We start from the raw sequence: 21,832 nt of genomic DNA, 5'->3' as shown, positions 1-21,832 counted from the left end.
GGATCAGGGCCCGCGAGGTCCCGGAATCGGAGGCCCGACCGCTCTCAGGGCACGAGCACCCCGATCTCGGCGATCGCATCGGTGCCGTGACATTCGGTGATCTCGTCGTCGATCAACCCGAAACAGCGGGCCCGGGCGACGGTGTCGGTTTCCGGATGATCGGTGCGGGTGTGGCAGCCGCGGGATTCGGTCCGGGCCAGTGCCGCGGCGACGACGACGCGCGCGGTCAGGGTGAGCGCGGCATCCTCGACGTCGGACACGGTGTCCGGGGATCGGGTCGACGCCCTCCGCAGCTCGTCTTCCACGGCGGCCAGCCCGTCCGCGTCGCGGCGCAGCGCGGCCGACGCGGACATCAGGTTCTGCAGGTCTCGCCGGGTGAGCACCGGACGCTTCGGCGGTGTCGACGGCACGGCGTCGACCACCGCCTTGTCGCGGCGGGCGGCGGCAACGTGCGCGGCCCGGCGTCCCATCACCAGGCCTTCGAGCAGGCTGTTGGACGCCAACCGATTGGCACCGTGCAACCCGGTTCGGGCCACTTCACCCGCCGCGAGCAGCCCCGGGATGGTGGTACGCCCGTCGACGTCGGTCAGCACTCCCCCGCACAGATAGTGCGCGCCCGGTACCACGGGGATCAGACCGCTCGCGATGTCGAGTCCGGCGGCCGCCACCCCGGCGGTCACCGTCGGGAAGCGCGTGACGAAGTCGGGGATGGACGCGACGTCGAGGAAGACACACGGATCGCCCGTCGCGCCGAGCCGTTCTTCGACGGCGTTGGCGACCACGTCGCGGGGTGCGAGGTCACCCATCGGATGCACCCCGTCGGTCACCGACCGGCCGGCGGCGTCGACGAGCCGGCCACCCTCACCGCGCACGGCCTCGCTGATCAGCGTGCGCCGGCCGCGCGCCCCGGCGATGTAGAGCATCGTCGGGTGGAACTGGATGAACTCCATGTCCGCGATCACGGCTCCGGCGCGCAGCGCCAGCGCGATCCCGTCGGCGGTGGCGCCCGCCGGGTTGGTCGTCGCGGCGTACAGATGTCCGGCACCGCCGGTGGCGAGCAGCACGGTGGGCGCGAGGACGACTCGCTGCCGTCCGGAGGTCCGGAAGGCCACGCCCGAGGTCTGTCGGTCCGGGCGTAGGACCTCGGTGACGATCGCGTCGTCGATGTTCGTGATCGGCAGATGACGGGCTGCCTCGCGCAGGCGACGACTCAGCGTTTGCTGCACCTGGGCGCCGGTGGCGTCGCCGCCGGCGTGGATGATCCGGCGCACCGAGTGTCCGCCCTCACGGGTTCGGGCCAGCGAGCCGTCGGCCGCGCGGTCGAAGTCGGCACCCCATCCGATCAGGCCGGATACCGCCGACCACCCGTCGGCCAGGATCGGCCGCGTGGTCTGGGGGTCGGTGAGCCCGGCTCCCGCGGCGAGTGTGTCGGCCAGGTGCAGGTCGACGGAGTCGTCGGGATACTGCGGCGCCACCACCGCGATCCCGCCCTGCGCATAGAAGGTCGCCGTCGATTGCTCCGCGAGGTCCGCGCGCCAGCCCGGTCCTTTGTTGAGCACCACCACGCGCAGTCCGGCCTCGGCCGCGCACAGCGCGGCGGTCAATCCGGCGACACCGGCGCCGACCACGACGAGGTCGGCCCGGGACTCGTCTCCGGGCACCGTGCGGGATAGCCGCCTGTGGGTGGGCCGCCTGTGGCTCATTGTCGCTCCCCTCGCGAAGAGGTCGGTCATCAGTGGACAACCACGACGACCTGTTTTCGATTCCCAGTCGAAAACTCTAGCGCGAGATCCGCAACATGCCCACCGTGCGTCGTCGGCGCTCTGCGGCCCCGGCAGCCAGGACGCGCGTCAGCCGGCCACCAGATCCCATACGGGTCCCGCACCGACACCGATCGCGATGCTCGCTGCAGCGGCGATGACCGCGGTGGCTGTCGCCCAGATCTCGGGTCGTGTCGACGCCGTCTCGCCGCCCACTGGGATTCGTCCGAACACCGGCGCCAGCCAGCGTAGATAGAAGAACAGGCTCAGGACTGTGGTGACCACGACGGCCACCGCCAGCCACGCCCGACCTCCGTCCCACGCAGCCGTCGCCGTGGTGAGTTTGCCGACGAACACCGCGGTGGGTGGCGTGCCGACCAACCCGAGCAACGCGACCACCAGACTCCCGGCGAGGACGGGACTGCGACGTCCGAGACCCCGGAATCCCTCGAGATCCCGGATCGTCGGCACGGCCGCCGACACCGCGAACGCAGCGACGTTGGTGACCGTGTAACCGACGAGATAGAACAGCATCGACGGCAGGGCCAGATCGGTGTCGGAGATGACCACCACCGGCACCAGCAGGAAACCCACCTGTGCCACCGTCGACCAGCCGAGCAACCGTCGGGGATCGCGCTGCCAGTAGGCGGCCAGCGTGGCCAACACCATGCCCGCCACCGCGAACACGGACAGCACCGCAGGCCAGGCGACGGTGTCCGGCACGACGAGCGCCAGCCGGTAGATGGCAACCAACGCCCCGACCTTGGGGACCGTGGTGACGAACGTGGCGACGGCCGCGCCGGAACCCTGCGCGGCGTCGGGGACCCAGAAGTGTGCCGGGACACCGCCCGCCTTGAACAGCAGGGCCGCGGTGACCGCGAGTAGACCGGCGGCGACGATGGCGCTGGGCGCGTCGGGCAGTCGGCGGGCCAGTTCCGCATAGTCGGTGACGGCGGTGACCGCGTAGAGCAGGGTGATCCCGGCGAGCAACACGATCCCGAACAACGCCCCGAGCAGGTATGTCTTCATCGCGGCCTCGGCGCACTCGGCGGTGCGACGCAACCCGATGAGTCCGTAGACCGGGATGCTCGCGAGCAGAAACCCGGGGGCCAGGACCAACAGGTCCTCGGCGCCCGCGACGACGAGCGTGCCCGCGGTGGCGAACAGGATCAACGCGTACGTCTCGCTCTCGCGGTCCGAACCGGAGATCTCGCCGCCGGCGATCGCGAGTACTGCAAGCGCGCCGATCACGGCCGCGATCCGCACCACGTCGGTGGCCGTGTCGGCCACGAAGGCACCCTCGAACGCGGTCGTCGTGGCACCGGCCATCGCGATCGCCGCGAGCACAGCGCTAACCAGCAGCGCTACCGCGGCACCGATGCGGGCCCACCATTGCCGGGAGCGCGGCAGGAACGATCCACCGATCAGCACCAGCAGCCCACCGCCGAACAGCAGGATCTCCGGCAGCATCGCCAGTGGGCGCATCCCGTCCATCGCCTACCGTCCCACCAGGCCGACGAGGGCCGACGCCGCCGGCTCGATCACGTCGAGCAGCCAGCGCGGGAAGACACCGATGAGGACGGACAGGGCCAGCAGCGCACCGACCGAGGCCACCTCGGTGACCGTCAGGTCGGCGAACCCGGTCGAGTGACCGGACGTCGGGCCGGTGAACACGCGCTGCAGCGCCCACAGGAACAGCCCGGCGACGATCAGGATGCCGACGAGCGCGATCGCCGTCACCGGCACCGCGGCGATGCTGCCGGTGAAGATCTGGAACTCGGCGATGAACCCGGAGAAGCCGGGCAGGCCCAACGAGGCGAAGGCACCCAGGGCGAACAGCGTCGCCAGCCGCGGCGCCGACGACGCCAACCCGCCGTAGGAGTCGAGGTCGTAACTGCCGGCGCGGTCGAAGAACACTCCCGCGAGCAGGAACAGCGCGCCGGTGATCAACCCGTGGCTCACCATCTGCGTGACCGCACCGGTGACCGCGACCGATCGGGCGTCGGCGGTACCGCTCGCGAGAACTCCGGCCGCTCCGAGACCCACCAGGACGTAACCCATGTGGTTGACCGAGGTGTAGGCGATCATCCGTTTCAGGTCGGTCTGGGCGAGCGCGACCAGCGCGCCGTAGATCACCGAGATGACCCCGATGGTGATGATCACCGGCGCCCAGTCCTGCCAGGAGGACGGCAGCATGGGCATCGCCACCCGGACGAATCCGTAGGTGCCCATCTTCAGGAGCACACCGGCGAGCACCGCCGAACCGATCGCGGGTGCATCGGTGTGCGCGGGTGGCAGCCAGGTGTGGAACGGGACGGTCGGGGTCTTGATCGCCAACCCGAGCAGAAGTGCCGCGAGGATGAGGCCGCCGGTCACCGTGCCATCCGCCGACGGCGGGGACGCGGCCAGTTCGACCATGTCGAACGTGTGCGGCTCGGCGACCACATAGAGGCCGATGAATCCGAGCAGCAGCACCAGCGACCCGACGAAGGTGTACAGGAAGAACTTGAGCGCGGACCGCCGGGCGTCGCCGTGGCCCCAACCCGCGATCACGAAGTACATCGCGACGATCGACAGATCGAAGAAGACGAAGAACAGGATGAGGTCGGCGGCGACGAACAGACCGAGACTGACCGACTGCAGGAACAGGAACAGGGCCACCTTGGCACGGGACCGTTCGTCGTCGGTGCGCATCGAGTACACGGCGCACGCGAGAAAGATCACCGCCGTCATCGCGACCAGCGGCAACGACAGTCCGTCGACCCCCACGTGATAGCTGCTGTGCACGCCCGGAATCCAGGGGACCTGTTCGGTGAGCGCGAGGCGGCCCGGTGCGGGTGTGTCGTAGACGATCCATGCCCACACCACGAGCGCCAGGTCGGCCGCGGCGATGGCCACCCACCACCGCCGGGCGGCTGCGGCCGTCCAGCCCGGCACCAGCAACGCCAGCGCCGCGGCCAGAGGTCCGAACACGATCAGACTGAGCACGATCACCTCACGAGGACGAGAACGAGAACGGCAAGGGCGAGGACGACGACGATCTGCAGGTAGTACTCGTGCAGTTGCCCGGTCTGCGGGCGCCGGGCGAGCGCACCGAGGCGCCCGGTGAGGCCGGCGGTGGCCTCCACCGCGCCGTCGACGTCGCGGGTATCGATCCGGGCCGCGACGCGCGCCACCCGGGTGGTACCGATCGCAGCGGTGTCGACGGCGTGGTCGAGGCGGTCGTCGATGCGGGCGAGCGCTGCTGCCGCCCACCGGATCGGCTCGACGATGGCGACCCGCACGACGTTCTCCATGCCGAACCACGCCGCCGCCCAGCGCGGTTCGGGAACGCCGCGCCACCACACCAGCGCCAGCACAATGACGGTCAGCAGCGCAGACGCGGTCAGTTCGAGGGCGGTGGGCTCGACGGTCGAACCGTCGTCGAGGGCGCGGGCCAGAGCCGCCCCCGCCGGCGGCAGGGCCAGGACACCGGCCACCGCCGCGCCGGTCGCAAGAATCGCAACCGGCAGTACCTCCCCGAGTCCCGGCGAGATCGCCGACCGCGTCGATCGATCGGGTCCGGACCGACGCAACACCACCATCACCACCTTCCCCGCATAGGCGGCCGAGAGCGCCGCCGCGAGCAACCCGAGGCCATACAGCCACGGCGACTCGTCTGCGGCGGCCGCCAGGATCGTGTCCTTGGTCGCCCACAGCGACAGCGGCGCAAGGCCCGCCAGCGCGAGCGCGGCGACGACGGCCGCGGCCCCGAGCACACGCCACCGGCCGGCCACCCCACCGAGACGGCCGAGGTCCCTGGTGCCCAGCGCGGACAACCAGGCCCCGGCGGCGAGGAACAGCGCGGCCTTGGTGAAGGCGTGCGCGATCAGCTGCGCCGACCCACCGGCCACAGCGCCGAGTCCGGCTGCGGCGACGACGAATCCGAGTTGCGCCGACGTGGACGCCGCGAGCAGCTGCTTGAGGTCGCGCTGGGCGATCGCGACGACCCCGAGCACGACTGCGGTGGTCAGTCCGACCCACGCCGCGGCCGGCCCCGCCCAGCCGGTCACGGCGAGCAGCGGAGCGGTCCGCAGCAACAGATAACCACCCATCGCGACCATCGCCGCGGAGTGCAGCAGTGCGCTGACCGGGCTCGGCCCCTCCATCGCCCGCGAGATCCAGAACGAGAACGGGAGTTGCGCCGCCTTGCCCAGTGCGGCCACCAGCACACCGAGCGCGATGACGTCTCGCCACCCACTGCTCGCCGCGGACAGATCCGAGAGCGCCAGTCCCGCCCCGCCGGCCAACGCGGCACCGGCCGCGACGTAGAGACCCAGATCGGCGGTGCGGGTGGTGACGAACGCGACCAGACCGGCGGACATCTTTCCGTCCGTGCGCCAATCGAATCCGATCAACGCATACGACGCCGCCCCCATCAGCTCCCAGGCGAACAGCAGGGCCGGCAACGTGGCCGCGGTCGCCGTGATCATGACCGCGGCGAGAAACAGCAGCATCAGACCGTGGAACCGGCCCGGCGCGTCGGTGATGTCGGCCGCCGCGAACACGAGCACCAGCAACGCGACCACGGCAACCGACGGAACCACCAGCGCGGCAAGGTCATCGACCTCCAGTGTGAAGTCGCTGCCGGCCATGAACGGCATCGACACGCTCGGTCGGCCCGCCGCCACCACCGCCGCGAGGCCGGCCACGATTGCGGCGGTCGTGACGCTCACCGGGGCGGCGGCACGACCGGCCCGCGGGGTCAGCGCAAGGAACGCTCCGGCCACGGCGGGTACCAGAACGAGGGCAGCCAGGGCTGCATCGGCGACGGTGGTCATCGGTATCACTGCGCGAGATCGTCAGCCATGTCGGTCATGTCGGCACGACGGTGGCGGTGCAGCAACGTGGCCACCGCGAACCCCATCGCCATCTCGACCGTCATGGCCGCGATGATGACGAGGAGCAACACCTGCCCGGTGGGATGCGGCGCCAGAAACCACCACACCCCCGCGGCAGCGAGGATCACGCCGTTGATCATGAGTTCGAGCCCCATCATGACCATCACCACGACCTGCTGAGACAGGGCGCCGTACAGGCCGACGCAGAAGAGTGCGGCCGCGACGAGGAGAACGGTCTGCAGCGTCATCGGCCCACACCTCCGGGTTGCGGATCCTGGGCCGGTCGGGTCTTGAGGTCGTCACCGAAGCGGTCGTAGCGGGTTCGCTTCATGGCGAGCACGATCCCGGCGACCATGGTCGCGACCATTACCGGGCTGATCACCACCATCGCCAGCATCTTCGGACCCATCAGCGCCTCGCCGAGCGCCCGGGTCACGTCCGGTGACTCGGCGCCTCGGCGTTCCGGCCAGTCCGCCAACAGGATTCCCGCAGCGAGAAGTGCGAACGTGCCGACCGACACCGCGAGGGCCCAACGTTTGTCGTGCACCATGCTCATCGGCATGAGCGCCGGGTTCATGCCCATGAACATGACCATGTAGACGGCCATCACCGCCATCTCCATCACCATCATCAGGATGGTGACCACCCCGACGTAGTTCTGCTGCAGCAACAGGATCGCCACGCCGACCGCCACGAACGATATCGCCAGCGCATAGGTGGCCCGCGCCATCGAGTCGACCCAGAACACCGCGGCGCCGGCCGCGACAGCGAGTACCGCACACACCCAGAACACGATGTCGACGAGCATGATTCATCCCCTCCAGACTGCGATGACGGCGACGATCAGATCTTGCACGAGCACGAGTGGCAACAGGACCACCCAGCCGACCTCCATGAACTTGTCCGGCCGTAACACCGGTAGGCGACGGCGCAGCAACACCAGAACGGTGAGCAGCACAAGCGTTTTCAGACCGAACCAGGCCCAGTCGGGCAGGAACGGTCCGGCACCGCCACCCAGGAACATCGGTACGGCGAATGCCGCGCCCGCGGACAGAAGTGCGAGCCGACCGACTTGAAAGGCGAGTCGGTCCACGCCGGACAGTTCGGCGAGCACGCCGCCGGCGACATCGGCGCCGACCGCCGCGGAGAACGGACCCCACACCGAGAATGCGGTCACGCCAAGGCAGTAGACGATGAAAGCGACCGGCATCCACACCACGTACCACAGCCCGTTCTGTGCGGCCTCGACGTCGGCGACCCGCAGACTCTCCGCGGCGATCGCAGGGGCGACGAGGGCGAACATCAGCGGGAGCTCGTAGCCGAGACCGTGAGCGAGGAAGCGGTATCCGCCGACGAGCGCGTGCGCCGAGTTGACGCCCCACCCGGTCAGCCACACCAGGGCCCAGATCATCACGTCCATCGCGTTGAACCACACGACGCCCACATCGAGGTCGAACAGTGTCCACCCGCCCACCGGGATGACCGTGATCATCAGCAGCGCCACGACACCCAAGCCGTAGGCCCCGGCCCGCCACAGCAGCGTGTCCGCCGCCACGGTGACGCGGCGACGCTGCCGCATCAGCCGCGCGCCTTCACGCAGCGGGATCAGCGCCGCACCCGTGCCGTGTCGCCGACCCTCGGCGAGCAGGCCGTCGAGGGTCGCAGCGTAGAGGGCGAAGATGCCGAGCAGCGCCGCGGCCACAAGCGTCCATACGGCAGGACCGGTGCCGACCATCGAGTCATCCATCGCGGTCCTCGACCTCTCCACCGGGATGCGCCCCACCGGGAAGCAGGGCGGCGGGATCGATTCCGAGCCCGGCGATGACCAACCGTGCCGTGGCGAGATCCAGACCGGTGATCAGACCACCGACCGCCTCGAGCCCGGTCGGCATGGGGGGCGTCGGCTCCGATGTCGACTCCGGATCGATGAGCTCGCAGACGTAGTCGATTCGGCGCAGCAGTCGATCGTAGATGTCGCCCTCAGCTGATCGGTCGCCGCGAGCGGCGCGGGCGCCCAGGTCTCGTAACGACCAACGCAGGATCGCCGAGCGCCGAACGGTACGCCGCACGGTGCGCAGCGCCGCGACGACGTCGGCGTCCTCGGGATTCATCAACAATGCGTCGCGGCAGTCGCGGGCCCTCTGTGCAGGCGCCGGCCATCCGGCGAGGTCGAGCAGGTCGGCGATGACGTCGCACTGACGTGCCGCCTGCTGCGTGGTGTCGAGGGATGCCGGTTGCGGCGCCACGTCATCCGCGTCGAGCAGGTGGGCGTGCGCCTCGGTGACGACGTCACCCTGCAGCGTGCACCGCACGACGACCCCGGCCGGCCAGTACTTCAGCACCGGACCGAGCGTCACGTGGAGGACGTCCATTTCGAGTTCGTCACGATCGTCGCCGCCCTCGGCAAGAGCGATGCCGGCAGGCGCCATCGAGCCGTGGTCCATGTGCTCGTGATCCATGTGCTCGTGATCCATGTGCTCGTGGTCCATCGAGCCGTGGTCCATGTCCTCATGACCCATCGAGCCGTGGTCGCCGTGGCCCCCGTCGCCGGCCCCCGCAGTCGCCTGGTCGTCGCGGTCGAGGGCATCACGACGCTGCTCACCGACATCGGCGAGCCGAGCCGCAGCGTCGTCCAAGGTGTCATCGATCGTGTCGATCGCGTGGATGTCGACACGCACCCGAGGACCCGGAAGCTGTTGCCAGACAAGGTCGATCGCTTCACTCAGCGCAGGCCCCGGCGTGCCGCAGACCGCGAGGACATCGGCATCGGCGGGCGAGGCCGCGAGCACCCATCCGCGGGCGCGCAGCCGGGCGTCGAAAGTGGCCTGCAGATGCCATCGGCCCGGCACACCCACCAGCAACACGTGGGCCCGTCGTGCCGCGGATCTCCCCAGCAGCTGCCTCACACCCATCGCAGCGCACCTTCACGCCAGGCCCATGCGACGACGACGAACAGCGCCGCGAGGAAGACGAACATCTCGACGATCGCAGATGCCCCGAGATCGGCGACGACGACCGCCCACGGATACATGAAGAGCATCTCGACGTCGAAAGCGAGAAACAAGAGCGTCGCCGGATACCACCGCACGTGAAACCTGGAGAGAGCGTGTTCCTCCGGCGTCCATCCCGACTGAAACGGGAGCGAGGTGAGCGGGGTGGGCGACACTGCCGTGAACCGGTGGATCGTGAGTACCGCCACGATCACCGCGGCGGCCACCATGAGCATTGCTCCCACACCGGCGTAGATGTCAGACCTCCTTCGGAAGCACACGGCGCCGCCATTGCTGGAGGCACCCGTAATCCGATCCGCTCTGCGTCAAACCTCTGCACAGTTTTATACCCCTTAGGGGTATCGGTCAAGCGCAATTCATGAGTTGGCAACACAGCGGTACGAGTTCAAGCGGCGGGAGCTGCCGATATCAGGCCAGGAAGTCGGCCACCATCCGCGGCCAGTCGCGCAGTTGCGCCGGCGTCGCAGCCACCGACAAGACAGCCTCGGGGAGTGCCTCGGCCAACTGTTCCCCACTGGACACCGGATGCGCGTCGTCACCGGTCCAGCACAGTACGAGTGTCGGGAGTTTCAGTGCAGCAAAAGCTTCCGGAGTCGGTAGATCGGTAATCGCCGATCCGCGTAGCACCCAGGGATAGATCGACGACTGCACCGAGATCGGACCCACATGACGTCTCGCGTCCGCGAGAGCAGGGGATGCGGGCTCGTCCGGCGCAGCACGCAGATACGCGGCCAGGCCATCGCGTTCGATCTCCGCGGCATCGGCCGACCGCAGTGCGGCCATCGCGGCCCGGGTGACCCAGATCGTCGGCGGCGTGGTCAGGACGATCCGATCGAACCGATCCGGTTGCGCGAGAGCCGCATACAAGATCGTTGCCGTGCCCATCGAAGAGCCGATCGCGGCGACCCGCTCATTCGGAGCCGCGACGTCGAGCAACGCGAGCAGATCACGCCCGAGTTCAGGCCAGGTGTACTCGTGCGCGGTCATGCCACCGGTGGATCGACCATGGCCCCGCGCGTCGTAGCGAATGAGACGGTGAGCCGAACTCACTGCGCGCCAATCGAACTGTCCCGCCGACTCCTGACCGTAGGCGCTCGACGTCATGCCGTGCGCCCAGATCGCCGTGGGCCCGCGACCGGTCTGATTCCACGCGATCCGGGCGCCACGGATGTCAGCGTGGTGAAACGGCGGGGTCATGTCGTCGATTCAACTCCCTACGGTGAGGGGTGACGTCGCCGGCCCTTCCTGACGCATCCTCGCAAGCGTCCCCCGGTCCCTGAGGAGCGAGCTTGCGAGCGTCACGAAGGGCCCTTCGTGACGTTCCTCCGCTAGCGCTCCGGAACTCCTCAGGGATCGAATGGGATTACCGAATAGGGTTGGCGTCGGCCCTTCGTGACGCATCCTCGCAAGCTCGGAGGCTCCTCAGGGAACGGGTGGTTACCGCAACCTCGCAAGCTCTTCAGGCCCAGGAAACTGGTGGTTACCGCCCACGAGCACCCCCCCGGTCCCTGAGGAGCGAGCTTGCCGGCGTCCCCCGGTCCCTGAGGAGCGAGCTTGCGAGCGTCACGAAGGGCCTACCAGCGCGACACAATCAGAGCGTCGCCGTGTCGATGACGAAGCGATAGCGCACATCACTGGCGACCACCCGGTCGTAGGCCTCGTTGATCTGCTCCGCGCCGATGACCTCGATCTCGGAGCCGATGCCGTGCTCGGCGCAGAAGTTCAGCATCTCCTGGGTCTCCGCGATGCCGCCGATCATCGAGCCGGCGAAGCTGCGTCGGTTGGCGGTGACGGCGAATGCCGGGATCTCGATGGGATGTTCGGGCAGACCCAGCTCCACCAGCGTGCCGTTGATGGCGAGCATGCCGAGGTACTTCTGGATGGGTAGGTTCGCCGACACGGTGTTGATGATCAGGTCGAACTCGTTGCGCAGCGTGTCGAAGGTGTCCGGGTCGCTGGTCGCGTAGTAGTGATCGGCGCCGAGACGCAACCCGTCCTCCATCTTCTTGAGCGACTGCGACAGCACGGTCACCTCGGCACCCATCGCGTGGGCGATCTTGACGCCCATGTGGCCCAGCCCGCCGAGTCCGACGATGGCGACCTTCTTGCCGGGGCCCGCGTTCCAGTGCCGCAGCGGCGAGAAGAGCGTGATCCCGGCGCAGAGCAGAGGCGCGGCCTCGTCGAGACCGATGCCCTCGGGAATGCCGCAGACATAGTTCTCGTCGACGACGATGGCCGTGCTGTAGCCACCGTGGGTGGGCTCGCCATATCGGTCGACGGCGTTGTAGGTGCCGGTCATGCCACGCTCGCAGTACTGCTCGTCGCCTGCCTTGCAGGGCTCGCATTCGCGACACGAGTCGACGAAGCAGCCCACGCCGACGCGGTCGCCAACGGCGTAGCGCGTCACGTCGGAGCCGACGGCGGACACGATGCCGGCGATCTCGTGCCCGGGCACCACCGGAAACGCCGTCCGGCCCCACTCACCGCGGGCGGTGTGGATGTCGGAGTGACAGATACCCGCATAGGCGATGTCGATGACCACGTCGTGCGGTTTCGGGTCCCGGCGCTCGATGGTCGAGGCCTCGAGCGGCCGGTCGGAGGCGGTGGCGATGTAGGCGTTGACGGTGGTGGGCATGGGTACTCCCTCTCTTCGACGTCAGATGTGTGCGTGGGACTTGTGGTCCGCGCACGGCGCTGCGGGGCTGGCCCGCACTCGTTCCAGTGTTCCGGAGAAGTGCCGACGCGTGGGACGACGAGCGAATAGATCACAGTCAGGAATATTTATGTGCGCATATGCGCACACATGCTTACCATCTAGGGGTGGCAGCGCTGTTCCGTATCCCGACGTTCCGTCGCCTTTATGCCGCACAGGTGGTGTCGCTGCTGGGTACGGGATTGATGACGGTGGCGCTCGGTCTGCTGGCGTTCGATCTGGCCGGCAGTCAGGCGGGCGTTGTCCTCGGCACCGCCCTGGCGATCAAGATGATCGCCTACGTCGTCATGGCACCGGTGATGCGCGCGGTCTGCGCCCGATGGTCCGCGAGATCGGTGCTCGTGGGCGCCGATCTCGTCCGCTTGTCGATGGCGGTCGCGCTGCCGTGGATCGGCGAGATCTGGCAGGTCTATCTGCTGGTCTTCGCGCTGCAGTCGGCGTCGGCCACCTTCACCCCGACCTTCCAATCCGTGATTCCGTCGGTGGTGACCGACCCCGACGACTACACGCGCGCGGTGTCTGCCTCGCGGATCGCCTACGACCTCGAGTCCGTGGTCAGCCCCATGATCGCCGCCGCACTGCTGACGGTGATCGGGTACTCGTTCCTCTTCGTGGGGACCGCCGCCGGGTTCGCCGGGTCGGCCGTCCTGGTGCTGTCGTCGGGCCTGCACGGTGCTCCCGGCAAATGTGAAAGTGCGGGTTCGGTCGGCGACTTCTGGCACCGAGCCACATCCGGACTGCGGGCCATGGTGAATCGCCCCGTCCTCCGCGGGCTCCTCTGGGCCAATGTGGCCACCGCCGCGGCGACTGCCGTCGTGGTGGTCGGTTCGGTTGGTTACGTCCGTACGGTGCTGGGACTCGACCCCTCGATGCTCGCCGTCGTGCTGGGCGTGTTCGGCACCGGGTCGATCACGGCGGCCATCGCACTACCGTGGCTGGTGGGGCGGGTCGGCACGGTGCGCGTCGTGTGTGGTGCGGCGATGGTGTGCGCGATGACCCTGGCCGGACTGAGCGCGATGCTCGCACTGACCCCGGGGCTCGCGGCGCTGCTGGTCCTCTGGTTCGTCCTCGGCATGGGGACGTCGTTCATCAACACGGCCTCCACCCGCCTGCTGCGCGATCACACCGGAGACGCCGACCGGGATGCGGTGTTCACCGCGCAGTTCTCCGCATCGCACGCCGCGTTCCTGGTGACCTATCCGGTCGCGGGGTGGGGGCCGGCCCTTGTCGGCCCCTGGGCGACACCGTTGGTTCTGGCGACCCTCGCCGCGACGGCGGGAGTCACCGCGCGGCGGATCTGGCGTCGCGCCGCGTCGTCGAACCCGGCTCACGGACGCGGGTCACCTACGATGGCAGGCGAGGCCCTGACCGCCTGAGAGCGGGTTGGCCCGGTGCAGGCGGCACTGTCGATCTCGCGAGGAGGCTCGGCCAGATGATGGACGACACGGCGCCGGCGCGCGAGTCCGACAGCCTGCACCACGCGATCGAGCCCGACCCCGCGCTGCTCGGCGCGGCGACGTCGGTGTTCGCCATGCTGGCCGAGCCCACGCGACTGCACATCGTATGGTTGCTGTCCGCCGGCGAGGCCGACGTGGGTGCGTTGACCGAGGCGACCGGTGCCTCACGGACCGCGGTCAGCCAGCACCTGGCCAAACTCCGTTTCACCGGCTTGGTCGACACACGCAAAGACGGCCGCCGCGTCATCTACCGAATACGCGACGGCCATCTGAGCCGATTGATCACCGAGGCCCTCAACCATGCCGATCACCAGATCACCGGTGAACCGACACATTCGTGAGGCCCGGACCACGCCCTACTGCCAGCCCTGCCACCCCGACAGGGTAAGCGGAGTCTGCCCCGTCGGCCCCTGCACGTAGCGCTTCATGTAGGCCTGCTGCCAGCGATTGTTCCACTGCGGCAACGGCAGCGGGAACCAGTAGCCACTGTCGAGCCACATCTGACCGAGCAGCGGGACCGGCTGCCCCGAGATGTCATGCCAGGTACCGATCGGCGGGTTGTCGAAAGTGCCGTAGTGCGAACCGGGCCCACCGACCTTCTGCTTCTTGCCGTCGGCGTGGAACGGCGCGATGTCGGTACCTGCTTCCTTGCCGTCGATGTAAAACCTCACGGTCTTGCGACCGAGCACGACCGAGTAGTCGTGCTGCTTCTCGAGAATGTCCAGCGGCAGCAACCGGATCTGCGGCACGATCTCGCCGGCACGTTTGGTCATGAGGAAGAAGCCGCGCGGGAAGTCCATGCCGAGCGCGTTGATGATCGGTTTCGCGAGCGTGCTCGCGTCGCCGATCGGTTTGTCGGCGCCGTTGTACATGAACCAGGCGAGCTCGAGCCCGAGCGGATCGATCGACCGGTTGGACACACCCCAACCGGTGGTGCCGGCCCAGCTGGGGATCTGCTGGGTTCCGCCGACCCGCATGGTCATCGTCCACCCCGGTTCGAACACCGGTTTCGACAGCATCTCGGCGTTGTTGTACGGGAACAGCGCGTGCAGGGTGTCCGGGATGCCGAACGTCACTCCCTTCTGCTGGCCGAACGACAGTCGGCTGTAGCCGACGGACGTGTTGCACCAGTCCCTCGGTACGCGGGCGAAGTCCTCATCCATCCTGCGGACCGGTTTCGGGTCGTTGGTGCCGATGTAGCCGGCAGCCGCGCGCGGCTGCAGCACGGCACAGTTCGGCACCCCGTCGTCGACCCCCGGAGTCTGAATGTTCGGATCTGCCCCCGCGGCCCCCGTCCCGGCCCCCAACGCCATCGCGGTGGCCACCGCGGCAACCACGCCCCGCATCATCCGTGTACGCATGTGCACGCCCCTCCCGTGTTTCGCCTCTGCCGCGCCGAGACCGGCACAGCCGTCGTTTCAGGTTCCCCACGCCAATCTGACCACAGTCGTGTCCTGTTTGTGAATCGACATCCCCGTTGGCGCCCCCGAACGCCAGGTGTGACGAGATCCCCATCACCGAACCGCGCGCCCAAATCGGCGGCCTGACCGGGTACGTCGTCCGGGATCAGGCATTGTCCGACCCCACCCGACCGGGTCGTCACCTGGGATGAGGGGGTCCGGATCGTTACACTTGCCGATGGTGACAACGCAGAACTCCGCAGATGCAGGCCGCCCGAACGTGCGGCCCGACCTCCGCGCGCAACTGCCCACGGTGTCGGCGCTCACCGAGATCACGCGGTTCGGTGCGGCGACCGCCCACACGGCGGCGGGTGTCGGACGCTTCTTGTTCCACACCGCACGCGACGCGATCGGCGGCCAACCGCCGACGGCCCGCCGGGTCGCGCACGAGATCCGGACCACGTTCGAACATCTGGGTCCGACGTATGTGAAGCTCGGCCAGCTCATCGCGTCGAGCCCCGGGGTCTTCACCGACACGCTCTCCACCGAATTCGAGTCGCTGCTCGATCGGGTGCCGCCCGCCGAACCCGCCGTCGTCCGCGCGCTGTTCATCGAGGAGCTCGGACGGCCGCCGGAGGAGGTCTTCGCGACGTTCGACGTCGTTCCGATCGCCTCCGCATCGATCGCACAGGTGCACACCGCCACCCTGTATTCGGGCGAAGAAGTCGTGGTCAAGATCCAGCGCCCCGGCATCGTCGACCGACTCGCTCCCGACATCGCGCTGCTGGAGCGATTCGCGGGTCTCGCAGAGATCTCCGAGTACGGCCGCATGCTCAGCGCGCGGCACGTCGTCGAGGACTTCGCCGACGGCCTCGATGCCGAACTCGACTTCCGCAACGAGGCGAACACGATGCGCGAGTGGTACGAGTGTCTGCGACCCGGCCCGTTCGGCGACCGGGTGCGCGTGCCCGAGGTCTACGACGCCTACACCACCTCCCGTGTGCTCACGATGGAGCGCATCTACGCGATCCGCATCGACGATGTGGAGTCGGTCCGGGCGGCCGGGCACGACGGTGTGGCATTGTGCCGCAACCTGCTGCTCTCGCTGCTCGAATCGGCATTTCACGGTGGGCTCTTCCACGGCGACCTGCATGCGGGCAACGTCCTCGTCGACGCCGACGGCACGCTCGTACTCCTCGACTTCGGCATCGTCGGTCGGTTCACCCCGCGTACCCGCCGCATCCTGCGGCAGCTGGTCGTCGACCTGCTCGTACGGGGCGACTACGAGTCGGCGGGGCGGGCCATCTTCCTTCTCGGCGCGGTTCATCGGCCGGGTTCGACGGCCAAAGGCGCCGAGGACATCAAGAACGTCGCGATGCCGTTGTCCTCGACCGACCTCGGTTCGATGTCCTACACGGACCTCGGCCGGCAGCTGGCGGCGGTCGCGAAAGCCCACGACGCACGACTACCGCGGGAACTGGTGCTCGTCGGCAAGCAGCTACTCTACGTCGAAAAGTACATGAAGTTGTTGGCTCCGCGATGGAAAGCCATGTCCGACAAGGAGATCTACGGCTACATGGCCGGCATCATGAAGGAGGCCGAGCGGGATCGGCGTACCGATCGCGCTCAGATCAGGTGACGGAACGATGGTCCGCGAGGCCATCACACCGACCTGTATCGGCCCTCCGCTGTCAGAAATGCCCATGAGGTTCGCAGCCTCCGGACTCCTCGCCGCTAGGGTTGGGGCGTTGAGTCCTGACACGGGAGTGGAGAATGAGACGACTTTGGCTGGCGTTGCCGGCGTTCCTCGGCGCCGCATGCATCGCCGCTGCCATAGCCATACCGCTGTTCCTGGTGCCACAGCTGCGTGTGGTGCCCCTCGACCTGGACATCACGTCGGTGTCGACGACGGTGCCCGAGGACGGTTCCAGCGGCGACCGCTTCCCCGCCCAGATCTTCGATCGGTGCTCGGTGACCCAGCGCAAGGCGCAGGTGCTCGACGCCCATCTCACCCAGCAGCGGCGGTCGGTCATCGTGGACCCGTCGGATCGGCGCCAGGCCACGCTGCAGTCCGCCCAGACCGTCGAGATCGACCGGTATCGGAACTCGCAGGGCGACGAGACGGAGCCGACGATGGCGGCCGCCGACGCCGACCGTAAGTGTGACGACGGGTTGCTCACCGCGAACATCGACCGGGTCTCGGTGAACCGCAAGACGTCGGTGCCGAACGGGACCGTGAGTTCCCTGCAGTTGGAGGCCGCGCCCGAGGGCGTCAATCCCAAGGATGTCTCGGTGGACCTGCCGGACCGCAAGGGCTTCCAGTACAAGTTCGGTTTCGACGTCAAGAAGCGCTCGTACCTCTACTACGACACCAACACCCGCCAGGACATCCCGATGAACTTCGTCGGGGAGAAGACGATCAACGGTCTGACGGCCTACGAGTTCGCCGGCGACGTCCCGGAGACCGATGTCTCCAGCCTGCCCAACGCGCAGGGTGAGGCGGCGCTGGGCACCATGTTGACCATGCCCGCCAGCTGGTGGGGCATCTCGGGTCCCGGCGTGAAGCCGAGCGACAAGGTGACGATGCACCGCTACGCCACTGCAAACCGACACGTCTGGGTCGAGCCGCAGACGGGCACCATCGTCGACGGCCTGGAGGATCAGCACCAGTACTTCCGATCACCCGACCAGAGCAGCGACACCCCCGCACCGATCCGGGACTTCCGTATGGACGTCCTCAAGGGCCGGTTCAAGTGGTCGGATCAAACCGTGGAGCATCAGACCACCAAGGCTCAGGGCTATGTGGATCAGCTCCGTCTCGGTGGCTTCTGGTTGCCGCTGATCCTCGGCATCGTCGGCGTGCTGCTGCTGGCCCTGTGGGGCTTCCTGTGGTGGCGGGGACGTCGCCGTGGAGACGACGCACCTGACGACGTTCCGCCGCCCACCGATGAGGATGCCGCGACGACTCGGCTCGACGAGCCGCAGGACGGCGGCCAGGGCACCCACGCGGCCGCCGGCGCCGCGGCGGGCACCGCCGCCGGAGCAGCGACCACCACGCGAGCGGATCCGTGGGATCAGCCGACGGAGAAGATCCCGCGCGTGGAGTCCGCACCGGAGACGGACGCCGGTTCGCCCGCCGACGACTCGGCAACCCGGTCGTTTGGCCAGCTCACCGATGAGGGCGCAACGCGACCGTCCACCTCGCCGGCCGACGACGACACCCACCGATTCCGTCGCCCGTCGTCGGAGTAGGCGGACGAAGTCGGCTCGGCACCTGAGGAAACCCCGGCGCGGGCAGCTATCCCCCGCTCCGTGAGACTGACGGACCCCGGTGCTGCCCCCGCTGCCTGAGACTGACGAACCCTCGAGCTGTGCCCCGCTCCCTGAGGAGGCCCCGCGCCGCAGCCCTACCCGCTCCCTGAGGAGGCCCGGCGGCGGAGCTCCACCCGCTCCCTGAGGAGGCCCGGAGCGCTAGCGGAGGACCGTCACGAAGGGGCGCCCTTCGTGACACTCGGCTAGCGCCTCGTTCCTCAGGGACCGAGTGGTGACGCTCGCAGGTTCGGAGGCTCCTCAGGGACCGGGTGGTGACGCCCGCAGGTTCGGAGGCTCCTCAGGGACCGGGTGGTGACGCCCGCAGGCTCGGAGGCTCCTCAGGGACCGGGTGGTGACGCTTGCCCTGATAGCCCCGCGGTTAGGCCCCTCAGCCCCTCGACACAACGCAGATGCGGCCGGTGACCCGAAGGTCACCGGCCGCATCTGCGTGATTCAGTCTGCTGCGATCAGAAGAACGCCGGGCGGAAGGTCGTGGCCCAGGACTGCTTGAAGTCGTTCTGCCAGTAATCCCACCAGTGGACACCGTCCGGGGTGATGTGGGTGGTCAGCTTGACTCCCGGCACCAGCGCCACACGGCCGATGTAGATCTGGCTGCTGGTCGAGGCCGCGACCTCGAGCGGAACCATCTGCGCGAACTTGACCGGGTCGAAGTTCGAGCTGGCCGGGTTCACCGAGGTGTCGTACTTGCTGCCGACACCGGTGCCGGACGAGACGTAGACGTACTTGCCGGCGAGGTTGCCTGCGCTCAGGAACGGGTCGTTGGCAAACCACTCACCTGCGGGATAGAAGCCCCACATGTTGATCGGGTTGCCGCCCATCTCGGCGACTGCCGCCTGGATGCCCTGGGTGAAGCCGGGCATGGTGACGGTCGGGTAGCCGCTGTAGGACGCGACCGCCTTGTAGAAACCGGGGTGGCGCGATGCGAGGTTCAGCGCCGAGGTGCCCGACATCGAGAGTCCGGCGATGCCGTTACGACGGTTGTCGCTGTTGTGCTTGCGCGCCATGTAGGCGGGCAGCTCGCGGGTCAGGAAGGTCTCCCACTTGTTGACACCCAACTTGGGGTCGGTGCGCTCCCAGTCGGTGTAGAAGCTGCCGCCGCCACCGAACGGAATCGCGACGTTGGTGCCCTTGCCGACCATGAAGTCGTCGACGTTGGTGTTCTGCAGCCAGCCGCTGGTGTTGTTCGGCGCACGGAGACCGTCGAGCACATACAGCGTCGGCTTCGGGCCGCCGCCACCTCCGTCGACGATGCGCACCGGGATGTTGCGGTGCATGGCCGCGGAGTACACGTACTCGGTGGTTCCGGCTGCGTGAGCCGTCGGAGCAGCAACCATGGTCACGCCCGTTGCGGCGATGACGGCCACAAGTCCGGCGACCAGGCGCTTACGGGCGCGTGTCAGCATTCACTAGTCCTTCTCGATCTCGACCTCGATGACGGGCCACATCAAAACTCTTAAGTCATTCTCACGGGATTCTATGGCTCCACGGCCGTGCCGCCACCCGTCGTGAGGCAGTGTAACGGATCGATAACACTCCGGCAAAAGCACGAACGACGGTCCTGACTTGCGATTTCGGCGCCCGGGACTCACCCTGCCACGGCGGACCTGCACAAACGTAAATCCAACTGAGAAGCGAAGATCCACCACGTTCAGGTTCCGTCCCCCCGACGCTATCGGGGTGTTATCGGTTTGCTCAACAAACGGTGACCATTCCCCGGCCTACAGGCATGCCCGTAGGGTTTGGCCGTGGACCTCAGTGAGTACCTCCGCCAGGACGCCACCGCGCTCGCCGACCTCGTCGCGAAAGGGGAGGTCACCCCGGCCGAGCTGCTCGACCTCGCGCGGCAACGCGCTGACCAGGTCAATCCGACTCTCAACGCCATCGTGCTGCGGATGGACGACGAGGCCGGCACCCGAGCTCGGCGTGCCGATCTGGCCGGGCCGTTCGCGGGTGTCCCGTTCCTGATCAAGGACCTCGCCCAGGAGTACCGGGGCTATCCGACGTCCTACGGTTCGCGCGCGCTGTCCCGCCACATCGCCACCGAGCACTCCAACGTCGTGGCCCGGTTCCTGGACGCGGGGCTGGTGATCTTCGGCAAGACCAACACACCCGAGTTCGGCGCGAAGGGTGTGACCGAACCCGACTTCTGGGGCGCCGCACGCAACCCGTGGAACCCCGGCCACACGCCCGGCGGATCGTCGGGTGGTTCCGGGGCAGCGGTGGCGGCCGGCATCGTGCCGGCCGCCGGCGCCAATGACGGCGGCGGATCAATCCGCATCCCGGCCGCGTGCAACGGTCTCGTCGGCCTCAAGCCGACACGCGGGCTGTCGCCGTTCGGCCCGTCGACCGGCGAATCGATGTTCGGGATGGCGGTTCAGGGTGTCGTGTCCCGGACGGTGCGCGACGCCGCCGCACTCTACGACGCGATCGTCGGCCCCACGCCGGGCTCGGTCTACCCCACTCCCACCGCTGACACCCCGTTCACCGACCAGATCGCGACCCCGCCGTCACGGTTGCGGATCGGGTACTCGTCGTCATCGGCGATCAACCCGAGACCCGATCCCGAGGCGATCGCCGCCCTCGACCACGCCGCGCAGGTGCTCGATGGCCTCGGACACCACGTCGAGGAGGTGACCCCGCCCTACGACGACGGCGCGCTGGCCCGCGACTTCTTGACCATCTGGTTCGCTGTGCTGGCCACCGAGGTCGACGAGGCCCGCGCCCAGACCGGCGCCACCGACCGCGACTTCGAGGCCGACACCCTGGCCCTCGCCGAACTCGGCCGGTCCTCCGGAGTGGTCGCCGCGATGTCCGCCCTCAACAAGGTCAACGACTACGTGCTCTCCCTCGAGCGGTTCCACCGGTCCTTCGACTACTTCATGACCCCGACGCTGGCCACCCCTCCCCTGCCGGTCGGCGCGACCACGACGCCAGCGCTGCTGCAACGGGCGTCCCGTGTCATCTCGAAGGTCCGTGCGGGCAACCTGTTGGCGCGCACCGGAATCCTCGACGACCTCATCGAACAGAGCCTCGGTTGGGTGCCCTACACCCAGCTCGCCAACCTGACCGGCCGCCCGGCGATCAGCGTCCCACTGCACTGGACCGCCAAGGGGCTGCCGCTCGGCGTCCAGTTCGTCGGCCGGCTCGGTGCCGACGGCGCCCTGCTGAAGCTCGCCGCCCAGCTCGAGCAGGCCGCACCGTGGGCACATCGGTACGCCGACATCGCACTCTGACCGACTGCTGCCGACAGCCCCGTCGCTGGCGCTATGGTCGACCTC

Annotated in this window: 18 protein-coding genes; 5 read left to right on the top strand and 13 right to left on the bottom strand. The window is 68.3% G+C overall.

What is annotated here, in order from left to right:
• Window positions 1-44: 44 nt before the first annotated feature.
• The 11 genes from nadB to ACVT6V_RS06645 all read right to left on the bottom strand — a co-directional run bounded on the left by nadB (window position 45) and on the right by ACVT6V_RS06645 (window position 12,286).
• Complete coding sequence (nadB, locus tag ACVT6V_RS06695) at window positions 45-1,703, bottom strand: L-aspartate oxidase (RefSeq protein ID WP_489899016.1); 1,659 nt, start codon at window positions 1,701-1,703, stop codon at window positions 45-47.
• A gap of 147 nt (window positions 1,704-1,850) precedes the next feature.
• A complete protein-coding gene (locus ACVT6V_RS06690; RefSeq protein ID WP_489900730.1) occupies window positions 1,851-3,245 on the bottom strand; it encodes an NADH-quinone oxidoreductase subunit N in 1,395 nt (464 codons plus the stop codon).
• Between the two features lie 12 nt (window positions 3,246-3,257).
• Window positions 3,258-4,748, bottom strand: a complete 1,491-nt coding sequence (locus tag ACVT6V_RS06685) for a complex I subunit 4 family protein (RefSeq protein ID WP_489899015.1) — start codon at window positions 4,746-4,748, stop codon at window positions 3,258-3,260.
• A 2-nt stretch (window positions 4,749-4,750) separates the two neighbouring features.
• Complete coding sequence (locus ACVT6V_RS06680; RefSeq protein ID WP_489899014.1) at window positions 4,751-6,580, bottom strand: proton-conducting transporter transmembrane domain-containing protein; 1,830 nt, start codon at window positions 6,578-6,580, stop codon at window positions 4,751-4,753.
• A gap of 5 nt (window positions 6,581-6,585) precedes the next feature.
• A complete protein-coding gene (locus tag ACVT6V_RS06675) occupies window positions 6,586-6,888 on the bottom strand; it encodes an NADH-quinone oxidoreductase subunit NuoK (RefSeq protein WP_489899013.1) in 303 nt (100 codons plus the stop codon).
• Window positions 6,885-7,448, bottom strand: a complete 564-nt coding sequence (locus ACVT6V_RS06670) for an NADH-quinone oxidoreductase subunit J (RefSeq protein WP_489899012.1) — start codon at window positions 7,446-7,448, stop codon at window positions 6,885-6,887. The genes ACVT6V_RS06675 and ACVT6V_RS06670 overlap by 4 nt, the downstream gene beginning before the upstream one ends.
• Window positions 7,449-7,451: 3 nt before the next feature.
• Window positions 7,452-8,387, bottom strand: coding sequence for an NADH-quinone oxidoreductase subunit H (locus ACVT6V_RS06665; RefSeq protein WP_489899011.1), 936 nt, complete (start codon window positions 8,385-8,387; stop codon window positions 7,452-7,454).
• Window positions 8,380-9,552, bottom strand: coding sequence for a hypothetical protein (locus ACVT6V_RS06660; protein WP_489899010.1), 1,173 nt, complete (start codon window positions 9,550-9,552; stop codon window positions 8,380-8,382). The genes ACVT6V_RS06665 and ACVT6V_RS06660 overlap by 8 nt, the downstream gene beginning before the upstream one ends.
• The gene (locus ACVT6V_RS06655; protein WP_489900729.1) at window positions 9,543-9,866 is read right to left on the bottom strand and encodes an NADH-quinone oxidoreductase subunit A; all 324 of its coding nucleotides are present in this window, start codon (window positions 9,864-9,866) and stop codon (window positions 9,543-9,545) included. Before ACVT6V_RS06655 ends, ACVT6V_RS06660 begins: the two co-directional genes overlap by 10 nt.
• Before the next feature lie 193 nt (window positions 9,867-10,059).
• The gene (locus tag ACVT6V_RS06650) at window positions 10,060-10,848 is read right to left on the bottom strand and encodes an alpha/beta fold hydrolase (RefSeq protein WP_489899009.1); all 789 of its coding nucleotides are present in this window, start codon (window positions 10,846-10,848) and stop codon (window positions 10,060-10,062) included.
• Window positions 10,849-11,242: 394 nt separating this feature from the next.
• A complete protein-coding gene (locus tag ACVT6V_RS06645) occupies window positions 11,243-12,286 on the bottom strand; it encodes an NAD(P)-dependent alcohol dehydrogenase (RefSeq protein WP_489899008.1) in 1,044 nt (347 codons plus the stop codon).
• Between the two features lie 185 nt (window positions 12,287-12,471).
• Here ACVT6V_RS06645 and ACVT6V_RS06640 point away from each other — a divergent pair, with 185 nt between their 5' ends.
• Together ACVT6V_RS06640 and ACVT6V_RS06635 are read left to right on the top strand one after the other, a co-directional pair.
• A complete protein-coding gene (locus tag ACVT6V_RS06640) occupies window positions 12,472-13,740 on the top strand; it encodes an MFS transporter (protein WP_489899007.1) in 1,269 nt (422 codons plus the stop codon).
• Window positions 13,741-13,796: 56 nt separating this feature from the next.
• Window positions 13,797-14,162 (top strand): ArsR/SmtB family transcription factor, encoded by a 366-nt coding sequence (locus tag ACVT6V_RS06635; RefSeq protein ID WP_489899006.1) that lies wholly within the window; start codon window positions 13,797-13,799, stop codon window positions 14,160-14,162.
• A gap of 15 nt (window positions 14,163-14,177) precedes the next feature.
• Here the strand turns inward: ACVT6V_RS06635 and ACVT6V_RS06630 are convergent, their stop codons facing one another.
• Window positions 14,178-15,182, bottom strand: a complete 1,005-nt coding sequence (locus ACVT6V_RS06630) for a hypothetical protein (RefSeq protein ID WP_489899005.1) — start codon at window positions 15,180-15,182, stop codon at window positions 14,178-14,180.
• Window positions 15,183-15,459: 277 nt separating this feature from the next.
• On the opposite strand from ACVT6V_RS06630, the gene ACVT6V_RS06625 reads away from it, so the two are divergent.
• Together ACVT6V_RS06625 and pgfA are read left to right on the top strand one after the other, a co-directional pair.
• Complete coding sequence (locus tag ACVT6V_RS06625) at window positions 15,460-16,860, top strand: ABC1 kinase family protein (RefSeq protein ID WP_489899004.1); 1,401 nt, start codon at window positions 15,460-15,462, stop codon at window positions 16,858-16,860.
• A gap of 134 nt (window positions 16,861-16,994) precedes the next feature.
• Entirely contained in the window at window positions 16,995-18,473 is a 1,479-nt protein-coding gene (gene pgfA / locus ACVT6V_RS06620) for a cell envelope lipid trafficking protein PgfA (protein WP_489899003.1), read from the top strand.
• Window positions 18,474-19,000: 527 nt separating this feature from the next.
• On the opposite strand, the gene ACVT6V_RS06615 is transcribed toward pgfA, so the two are convergent.
• Window positions 19,001-19,957, bottom strand: coding sequence for an alpha/beta hydrolase (locus ACVT6V_RS06615; RefSeq protein ID WP_489899002.1), 957 nt, complete (start codon window positions 19,955-19,957; stop codon window positions 19,001-19,003).
• 342 nt (window positions 19,958-20,299) lie between these two features.
• Here ACVT6V_RS06615 and ACVT6V_RS06610 point away from each other — a divergent pair, with 342 nt between their 5' ends.
• Window positions 20,300-21,787 (top strand): amidase, encoded by a 1,488-nt coding sequence (locus ACVT6V_RS06610; protein WP_489899001.1) that lies wholly within the window; start codon window positions 20,300-20,302, stop codon window positions 21,785-21,787.
• Window positions 21,788-21,832: the final 45 nt, after the last annotated feature.

Source organism: Gordonia sp. LMA167, assembly GCF_058130025.1.
Note: the sequence above shows the minus strand (reverse complement) of the source record. Positions and strands in the feature narration are given on the sequence as shown.

Bases quoted from the DNA above. Each gene is read 5' to 3' on its own strand.
- nadB (WP_489899016.1), bottom strand. From the start codon at position 1,703: ATGAGCCACAGGCGGCCCACCCACAGGCGGCTATCCCGCACGGTGCCC.
- ACVT6V_RS06690 (WP_489900730.1), bottom strand. From the start codon at position 3,245: ATGCGCCCACTGGCGATGCTGCCGGAGATCCTGCTGTTCGGCGGTGGG.
- ACVT6V_RS06680 (WP_489899014.1), bottom strand. From the start codon at position 6,580: ATGACCACCGTCGCCGATGCAGCCCTGGCTGCCCTCGTTCTGGTACCC.
- ACVT6V_RS06675 (WP_489899013.1), bottom strand. From the start codon at position 6,888: ATGACGCTGCAGACCGTTCTCCTCGTCGCGGCCGCACTCTTCTGCGTC.
- ACVT6V_RS06670 (WP_489899012.1), bottom strand. From the start codon at position 7,448: ATGCTCGTCGACATCGTGTTCTGGGTGTGTGCGGTACTCGCTGTCGCG.
- ACVT6V_RS06665 (WP_489899011.1), bottom strand. From the start codon at position 8,387: ATGGATGACTCGATGGTCGGCACCGGTCCTGCCGTATGGACGCTTGTG.
- ACVT6V_RS06660 (WP_489899010.1), bottom strand. From the start codon at position 9,552: ATGGGTGTGAGGCAGCTGCTGGGGAGATCCGCGGCACGACGGGCCCAC.
- ACVT6V_RS06655 (WP_489900729.1), bottom strand. From the start codon at position 9,866: ATGCTCATGGTGGCCGCCGCGGTGATCGTGGCGGTACTCACGATCCAC.
- ACVT6V_RS06650 (WP_489899009.1), bottom strand. From the start codon at position 10,848: ATGACCCCGCCGTTTCACCACGCTGACATCCGTGGCGCCCGGATCGCG.
- ACVT6V_RS06645 (WP_489899008.1), bottom strand. From the start codon at position 12,286: ATGCCCACCACCGTCAACGCCTACATCGCCACCGCCTCCGACCGGCCG.
- ACVT6V_RS06635 (WP_489899006.1), top strand. From the start codon at position 13,797: ATGATGGACGACACGGCGCCGGCGCGCGAGTCCGACAGCCTGCACCAC.
- ACVT6V_RS06630 (WP_489899005.1), bottom strand. From the start codon at position 15,182: ATGCGTACACGGATGATGCGGGGCGTGGTTGCCGCGGTGGCCACCGCG.
- ACVT6V_RS06625 (WP_489899004.1), top strand. From the start codon at position 15,460: ATGGTGACAACGCAGAACTCCGCAGATGCAGGCCGCCCGAACGTGCGG.
- pgfA (WP_489899003.1), top strand. From the start codon at position 16,995: ATGAGACGACTTTGGCTGGCGTTGCCGGCGTTCCTCGGCGCCGCATGC.
- ACVT6V_RS06615 (WP_489899002.1), bottom strand. From the start codon at position 19,957: ATGCTGACACGCGCCCGTAAGCGCCTGGTCGCCGGACTTGTGGCCGTC.